The following is a 2322-nucleotide window of genomic DNA, read 5'->3' on the forward strand; positions in this document are numbered from 1 at the left end:
CGCCCGTCCCGTCCCCGCACAGCAGCCGACCACCGGAGGATATCGCCGCGGAACCCGCCCGGGCCGCTTCCCCGTCGCGCGCGGCGGTCGCCACCCACCACCGCTGAGGGAGGTGCGCCCCATGGCGCAGAAGAATCAGGAGAAGGGGGTCACCGGCGGCGCGCCGGTGGTGACCGAGCCCGGCAGGGTCCGCAACGTGGTGCTCGTCGGGCACTCCGGAGCCGGCAAGACGACCCTGGTCGAGGCGCTGCTCGCGGCCACCGGCACGATCGGCCGGGCCGGCACGGTCACCGACGGCACCACGGTCTGCGACCACGACCCGGCGGCCGTGCGCCAGCAGCGTTCGGTGAGCCTGGCCTGCGCGCCGCTGATGCACGACGGCATCAAGGTCAACCTGCTCGACACCCCCGGCTACGCCGACTTCGTCGGTGAGCTGCGGGCCGGGCTGCGCGCCGCCGACGCCGCGCTGTTCGTCGTCTCCGCCGTCGACGGGATGGACGCGGCCACCGCCGCCCTCTGGGAGGAGTGCGCCGCGGTCGACATGCCCCGGGCGGTCGCCGTCTCCCGGCTCGACCACCCGCGCGCCGACTTCGACGAGGCGGTGGCGCTCTGCCAGCGCGTCTTCGGCGACAACGTGCTCCCGCTCTACCTGCCGATGCTCGGCGACGACGGCGTCTCCACCGTCGGCCTGCTCGGGCTGATCACCCGCCGGGTGTTCGACTACACCGCCGGGCTACCCGCCGAGGTGCGCGACCCCGACCCGGAGCACCTGCCGGCCATCGCCGAGTCCCGCAACGAGCTGATCGAGGGGATCATCGCCGAGAGTGAGGACGAGTCCCTGATGGACCGGTACCTCGGCGGCGAGGAAATCGGCACCGAGCTGCTCATCGAGGACCTGGAGAAGGCGGTCGCCCGGGGCCACTTCTACCCCGTGGTGCCGGTCTGCGCGGAAACCGGGGTGGGGCTGGACGCGCTGCTGGAAGTGCTCACCGCCGGCTTCCCGTCGCCGCTGGAGCACGAACTGCCGGCCGTCACCGGCGTGGACGGCTCACCCCGGCCGCCGCTGTCCTGCGACCCCGACGGTCCGCTGGTGGCCGAGGTCGTCAAGACCACCGTCGACCGGCACGTCGGGCGGGTCTCCCTGGTCCGGGTCTTCTCCGGCACGCTGCGCCCCGAACAGACCGTGCACGTCTCCGGGCACGGCCTGGCCGAGCGGGGGCACCCCGACCACGACGCCGACGAGCGGGTCGGGCACGTCTACACCCCGCTGGGCGCTAACCTGCGCGAAGTGCCGGCCTGCGTGGCCGGCGACATCTGCGCGATCACCAAATCCGGCAGCGCGGAGACCGGCGACACCATCTCCGCCAAGGACGACCCGCTGCTGGTCGCCCCCTGGGAGATGCCCGAGCCGCTGCTGCCGGTGGCCATCGTGGCGAAGAGCCGCTCCGACGAGGACGCCCTGGCCCGCAACCTGGCCCGGCTGGTCGCCGGCGACCCCACCCTGCGGCTGGAGCGCAACCCGGAGACCCACCAGCTGGTGCTCTGGTGTATGGGCGAGGCGCACGCCGACGTCGTGCTGGAGCGGCTGCGTGCCGGCGGGGTCGAACTGGACACCGAGCCGGTGCGGGTCCCGCTGCGGGAGACGCTGACCGTCCCGGCCACGGGGCACGGCCGGCACGTCAAGCAGTCCGGCGGCCACGGCCAGTACGCCGTCTGCGACATCGAGGTCGAACCGCTGCCGCGCGGCGCCGGCTTCGAGTTCGTCGACCGGGTGGTCGGCGGCGCGGTGCCGCACAACTACATCCCCTCGGTGGAGAAGGGGGTACGCGCCCAGATGGAGCGCGGCCTGGTCGCCGGGCACCCGGTGGTGGACCTGCGGGTGACCCTCGTCGACGGCAAGGCGCACAGCGTCGACTCCTCCGACGCGGCCTTCCAGACCGCCGGTGCCCTCGCCCTGCGCGACGCCGCGGAGAAGGGCCAGCCGGCACTGCTGGAACCGGTCGACGAGGTGACCGTCCGGGTAGCGGACACATCCGTCGGCGCGGTGATGGGCGACCTGTCCGGCCGGCGCGGCCGGGTGCTCGGCACCGAACCGGACCCGGACGCCGAGGGGCGCACCCTGGTCCGCGCCGAGGTGCCCGCCACCGAACTGCTGCGGTACGCCGTGGAGTTGCGCTCGATGACCTCCGGCACCGGCACGTTCCGCCGCCGGTTCGCCCGTTACGAGCCGGTGCCTACCCACCTCGCCGAACAGGTCCGTAAGGAACACGCCACCCACCCCTGACGCCGGAGCGGGGTGCGCGGGCGGGCGGAGGCGCGTGC

The 2322-nt window shown here is 74.1% G+C and carries 1 protein-coding gene; it reads left to right on the forward strand.

All coding sequences use genetic code 11. The annotated features are described in order from the left end of the window. The first annotated feature begins 121 nt into the window (after nt 1–121). Nucleotides 122–2284 (forward strand): elongation factor G-like protein EF-G2, encoded by a 2163-nt coding sequence (locus C1I99_RS31170; protein ID WP_111137718.1) that lies wholly within the window; start codon nt 122–124, stop codon nt 2282–2284. Nucleotides 2285–2322: the final 38 nt, after the last annotated feature.

It is taken from the genome of Micromonospora deserti, from assembly GCF_003236335.1.
GTDB lineage: Bacteria > Actinomycetota > Actinomycetes > Mycobacteriales > Micromonosporaceae > Micromonospora > Micromonospora deserti.